Origin of the sequence: Plantactinospora alkalitolerans (genome assembly GCF_015690345.1) — a bacterium.
Taxonomy (GTDB): Bacteria; Actinomycetota; Actinomycetes; order Mycobacteriales; family Micromonosporaceae; genus Plantactinospora; species Plantactinospora alkalitolerans.
In genome coordinates, this window is record NZ_JADPUN010000388.1 from 1 (window position 1) to 5,197 (window position 5,197).

At 71.0% G+C, this 5,197-nt stretch carries 3 protein-coding genes; 1 reads left to right on the forward strand and 2 read right to left on the reverse strand.

Annotation, left to right across the window (positions count from 1 at the left end):
- Positions 1 to 3,430: SDR family NAD(P)-dependent oxidoreductase (locus tag I0C86_RS38755; protein WP_196206290.1), on the forward strand; the 3,430-nt coding region annotated here is incomplete at its 5' end.
- 117 nt (positions 3,431 to 3,547) lie between these two features.
- Here the strand turns inward: I0C86_RS38755 and I0C86_RS38760 are convergent.
- Positions 3,548 to 4,699, reverse strand: a complete 1,152-nt coding sequence (locus I0C86_RS38760) for an acyl-CoA dehydrogenase family protein (protein ID WP_323374125.1) — start codon at positions 4,697 to 4,699, stop codon at positions 3,548 to 3,550.
- A 32-nt stretch (positions 4,700 to 4,731) separates the two neighbouring features.
- On the reverse strand, positions 4,732 to 5,197 hold a 466-nt coding region (locus tag I0C86_RS38765; protein WP_230395524.1), incomplete at its 5' end, for an acyl carrier protein.

Genomic DNA, 5,197 nt, shown 5'->3' on the forward strand with positions numbered 1-5,197 from the left:
ACCCGACACCGACGGGCTCCTGGTCACCGGCCAGATCTCCACCGAGAGCCACCCGTGGCTCGCCGACCACGCCGTGGCCGGCACCGTCCTGCTCCCCGGCGCCGCCTTCGTCGATCTCGCGCTGCACGCCGGCCTGCAGGTCGACTGTGACCACATCGACGACCTCACCATCGAGCAGCCGCTCACCCTGCCCCCGGGCGGCCGGGTGCAACTCCAGGTGCGCCTGGACGGGCCGGACGCGGCGGGCCGGCGGGCGTTCACCGTCCACTCCCGGACTCAGCTGGGCGACGAACGGCAGCCGTGGCTTCGGCATGCCGCCGGCGTGCTCTCCCGTACCTCCGTCCCCAGCGTCACTGTCGACGGCGAGTGGCCCCCGGCGGGGGCCGAGCCGGTCGACATCAGTGGCCTCTACTCCCGGCTCGCCGGCAAGGGTCTGGAGTACCACGGCGTCTTCCGGGGCCTACGGACGGTCTGGCGCCGGGGTCCGGAACTGTTCGCCGAGGTGTCCCTGTCGGCCGACGAGGGGACCGACAGGAGCGGATTCGCGATCCATCCCGCTCTGCTCGACGCTGCCCTGCATCCGCTGGCCGCGGGCGACGACGCGGTACGGCTGCCCTTCGCCTGGAGTGGGGTGACGCTGCGCGCCACGGGCGCCGGCACGGCCCGGGTCCACCTGGTACGTGGGGAGCACGACGAGGTCCGGATCACCGTCTGCGATCCCACGAACGTTCCGGTGCTCACCGTCGACGCGCTCAGCGCTCGCCCGGTCGACCTTGATCGGTTGTCGCCGGGACGGGAGCGGGTCGAGTCCCTGTTCACACTCGACTGGGTCCCGGTCTCCGCCGGTGCGACCGCGTCGCCGGCCAACTGGGCCATGCTGGGCGACGACGACGGGCTGGCGGACGCACTGTCCACGGCCGGAGTGTCGGTCCTGGCGGACCGCGCCACGGCCCGGATCCACGTACTGGACTGGGCCGCCGGCACCGGCGGCGACCCGGTTCCGCACGCCGCCGGGCGACGGCTGGGCGGACTGTTGTCCACCGTCCAGGGCTGGCTCAACGACGCGGCGTACGACGACGCCCGGCTTGTCGTGGTGACTTCCGGGGCCGTCGCCGTCCGACCCGGTGAGGACGTCACCGACCTCACCGGCGCCGCCGGCTGGGGCCTGCTGCGATCGGCACAGAACGAGTACCCCGACCGCATCGTCCTGGTCGACCTGGACGGGGCCGCCACCAGCCGGGCCGCCGTGCCGGCCGCCGTCGCGTCCGGCGAGCCACAGCTGGCGGTGCGCAACGGCGAACTGCACGCGCCCCGTCTGGCCGAGGTCGATGCGCGGCCCACCCTGGTACCCCCGGCGGGCAGCCCGGCGTGGCGCCTCGCCACGACCGGCAGCGGTTCCATCGACGGGCTGGCCCTGGTGCCGACCGACACCGTCGACCGGCCGCTCGGCCCTGGCGAGGTACGGGTGGCGGTACGCGTCACCGGCCTCAACTTCCGCGACGTCCTGCTCGCACTCGGCAAGTTGACCAACGACTCCCGGCCGATCGCCGCGGAAGGGGCCGGGATCGTCCAGGAGGTGGCTTCCGACGTCACCGACCTGCGCCCCGGCGACCGGGTGATGGGCCTGTTGCACGGTGGGGCCGGGCCGATCACCACCGCCAGTCGGGAGCTGCTGACCACCATTCCGCCGGGCTGGTCGTTCGCCGAGGCGGCGAGCATGCCGGTGGCCTTCCTGACCGCATACCGCGGCCTGGTCGAGATCGCGGACGTACGGCCCGGGGAGTCGCTGCTGCTCCACGCCGCCGCCGGTGGGGTGGGTCTGGTCACCATCCAACTCGCCCGGCACCTCGGCATGGAGGTGTTCGGCACGGCGAGCCCCGGCAAGTGGGACACGCTGCGCGGGTTGGGTTTCGACGACGCCCATCTGGCGTCCTCGCGTACCCTCGATTTCGAGGAGCACTTCCGGGACACGGGCTTCGATGTGGTGCTCAACTCGCTCGTCGGAGAGTTCATCGACGCCTCCCTGCGGCTGATGCGCCCCCAGGGCCGGTTCGTGGAGATCGGCAAGTCCGACTACCGCGACCCCGACAAGGTCGCCGCCGATCATCCAGGGGTCAGCTACCAGGCGTTCGACGTGCTGGAGGTCGATCCGGCGCGGATTCAGGAGCTGCTGGTCCGGCTACGGACCTGGGGCGAGGCGGGAATCCTGCGGCCGCTGCCCGTCAGCGCCTGGGACATCCGCCGGGCACCCGAGGCGCTGCGGCACCTGGCTCGCGGGCAGAACGTGGGCAAGGTGGTCCTCACCGTTCCCCGGTCGCTCGATCCGTCCGGCACCGTGCTGGTCACCGGCGCCACCGGCACACTCGGCGGCCTGCTCGCCCGACACCTGGTCACCCGGCACGGGGTACGTCACCTGCTGCTGGTCGGTCGTCGCGGAGCCGAGGCCGAGGGCGTGACCGACCTGCTCGCCGACCTGTCGCTGCTCGGAGCCCAGGCCCGGGTGGTCGCGTGCGACACGGCCGACCACGCGGCACTCGCCGACGTGCTGGCGCAGGTTCCCCCGGCACATCCGCTGACCGCCGTGGTGCACGCCGCCGGTGTGCTCAACGACAGCACGTTCGACGACCTCGACGCCGAACGGCTGGAGACGGTCCTGCGGCCGAAGGTGGACAGCGCGTGGCACCTGCACGAACTCACCCGCGACGACGATCTCGCGGCCTTCGTTCTCTACTCCTCGGCGGCCGGCACGTTCGGCACCCCGGGACAGGCGAACTACGCCGCCGCGAACGCCTTCCTCGACGCTCTCGCCCGGCACCGGCGCCGGCACGGCGTGCCGGCCACCAGCCTCGGCTGGGGACTGTGGACGGCGACCAGCGCGATGACCAGAAACCTCGACGACGTGGACCTGCGCCGGTTGGCGAAGACCGGCAGCCAGCCGCTGAGCACCGCGGAGGGATTCGCACTGTTCGACGCCGCGCTGGGCCTCGATCACGCGGCGCTGCTGCCGATGAAGCTGGATCTTCCTGCCCTTCGGGAACGGGCCGCGAATCAGCCGGTGCCACCCCTGCTCCGGGGCCTGGTCCGACCGGCCAGGCCACGGGCGGCGACGGTGGCGGTCGTGGCCTCCGAACTCCAGTCCTGGGCCGTGCGGCTCGCCGCGATGAACCTCACCGACCGCCGCGACGCACTGCTCACCCTGATCCGCGCGGAGGCCGCCGCAGTCCTCGGTCACCAGGAACTGGACGCGATCGGCGCCGAACAACCCTTCGGCGACCTCGGCTTCGACTCGCTCACCGCAGTGGAACTGCGCAACCGGCTCAACCTGCGGACCGGGCAGCGACTACCGGCCACCCTGCTGTTCCGGTACCCGACCCCCACCGCGTTGACCGCCTATCTCGCCAGTGAGGTGTACGGGGACGACCCCGCATAGGGCTTGGCGCCGGGCCACCGGCCCGGGCCAGCCGTCGGCGCCCTGCCCCCGGCCGTCGACGGCGAACGGGGGCGGGGACGGCTCACACCGTTCCCGCCCCTGTGTTCACCGCCTCCGTCAGGTGCGCTTCGACACCGGGACGACGTACCGGCTGAAGACGAGGTCACGCAGGACGTCGTCGCCGCCCTCGACGATCGCCACGTACCGCATGTCCCGGACCAGCTTGCCGATCGCATCGTCGTGGGTGTAGCCGAGGCCGCCGAACAGCTCCGAACCGACGCTCGCGATCTGCCAGCCCGTCTGCCCGCAGAACATCTTGGCCGCCAGCGCGCTTTTGAGCGTGCCCCGGCGGAGGAACTCGTCGGCGGCGTCCGGCCGGCTCAGGATCGCGTCGAACTCGCGGGCCGCGCTCCGGCACTGGGTACGCATCACCTCGATCTGCATCTCCATCTGGCCGAGCTTGGCCGCGAAGACCGCGTTACCGGTCAACGGCGCGTCCCGTAGGGTCTTGGTGTTGGCGTAGTCCATGCAGTGGTCCCGGATCCGCCGCGCCACCCCGACCGCGGTGGTGGCGATGAGGATGCGGCTGGCATTCAGACCGACCTCCAGGACCCGGAGGCCGGGACCGCGTAACGCGTGGTCGGCCGGCACCCGGCAGTTTTCGAAGCTCACCTGGTAGGTGGCGGACGAACGCAGACCGTTCATCTCCCACCGTTTGACGATCCGCACACCGGGGGTGTCCCGTGGTACGACCACCGCAGCCACCCCGGACGGGTTGTCCGTCGACCGGGCGATGACGACGAGGAAGTCGGCGAAGTCGGCGTTCGTGGAGAAGTACTTGTCCCCATTGATGACGAGGTCGTCGCCACTACGAACCGCAGTGGTGGTGATCTTCGCAAGTTCGCTGCCGGCCGCCTGCTCGCTGCCCACCGTGGCGCAGAACGTGCCGCCGTCGATCATGGGTTTCAGGTAGCGCGCGTGCAGCCCGGCCGAGCCGTAGAGGGACACCATGCTGGTGCCCAGCACGGAGATGAACAAGGTGAACGCCGCTCCCGCATCGCCGTACGACAACTCGGACACCACGTCGACGCTGTCCTCCAGGCCGAGTCCCGTGCCACCCTCCTCGGCCGGCAACCACCAGTTGGCCAACCCCGCCTCGTGGAAGCGACGGTAGAGCGGTAGGGGCGCATCGGCGAAGGAATCCAGGTACGCCTGCCGGTCGACCAGTTCGGTCCGCGCGAAGGCGCGTACCCGGTCGATGACGTCCACGCTCATCATTCTCCTCTTTCGGGTTAGCCGGCTCAGCCGAGCTCGTTGTCGATGAAGGCGAAGAGTTCGTTGTCGTCGGCGGTGTCCATGGTCTCCAGGACGGTGACGTCGGTGCCGCCGGTCGGTCGGAGTCGGGCGAGCATCCGCTCGAACGCGCGCGCCGCCATCCCCTGCGCCTCCGCGTCGTCGGCGAGTTCGTCGACCAGTTCGGCGAGCCGGTCCAGCTCCGCACGGATCTTCTCGGCCGGCGACACCGGTGCTGGAAGGATCTGGTGCCGCAGATAGGCGGTGATCGCCGTGGGGGTCGGGTAGTCGAAGATCAACGTTGCTGGTAGTCGTAGTCCCGTTGCCGTGTTCAACCGGTTCCGCAACTCCACCGCCGTCAACGAGTCGAATCCCAACTCGGTGAACGGCCGCTCCGGATCGACGGCGTCCACATCCTCGTGCGCCAACACCACCGCCGCCGTACGACGCACGACGTCCAGCAGCATCAACCGC